Below are 741 nucleotides of genomic sequence, written 5' to 3' on the forward strand. Positions count from 1 at the left end.
GCTTGCGCAAATCCTTAATTACAATTGCCTCCGCCGGAAGGGCGGATGCCGTGCGTGCGTTGGTCGCCGGTTCCATCTCGGTCATCGTCACCCTGTTCACGCTCCCGTCATCATCATGTCTCTATCACAGCGCTTCCAGCCCCCGAGTCAAGCCGGGAAACTCGGTGCAGCCCGCTTTGGCTTAGGCTGAGCAGGAACTGCCCAAGCAAGAAAAATACCAAAAACGAAACCGTCGCATCTCAAGTCAAAGCGCTGGGGTGGTGCTCAGAGAAAATGATGAATTCTGCAAACTCAGGCGGTTCCCTGAAAAACCTTGCAAAATTAAAACGCCTGTCTCTGCTTCCCATCGCCGAAATGTTACGAAACTGTGCCCAAACTGCGACAAAAGCGCCAGATACTTTCGAGACACACTCCCAGAAAGCCAGATTATTCCAGCACGAATGGGGGAAACCGGCGAGAAACACGAGAACGGAGGCAGATTTGCCGCATTTTCTGCGGCACGCCCGATTAAATTCACCTGAAACAAAACACCCTCCGGCGGGGACCGGAGGGTGCTGAGAAGGCTTAGGCCTGAAAAACGATCAGACGAAGAGTTGAGCAATCTGCACGGCATTCAGTGCCGCACCTTTGAGCAACTGGTCGCCCGAAACGAAGAAATCGATACCGTGGTCGCCAAAAATCAGGCTCTGACGAATGCGACCGACGTTGCAATCATGCTGCATCGTGGCATTGATCGGCATC

1 pseudogene is annotated in these 741 nt (G+C 53.4%); it reads right to left on the reverse strand.

Annotated features, from left to right (window positions below):
- Positions 1-581: 581 nt before the first annotated feature.
- Positions 582-741 (reverse strand): annotated as a pseudogene (locus tag VZ95_RS24790) (Asd/ArgC dimerization domain-containing protein); the annotation flags it as partial.

It is taken from the genome of Elstera litoralis, assembly GCF_000963705.1.
In the GTDB taxonomy this organism is placed as follows: Bacteria; Pseudomonadota; Alphaproteobacteria; order Elsterales; family Elsteraceae; genus Elstera; species Elstera litoralis.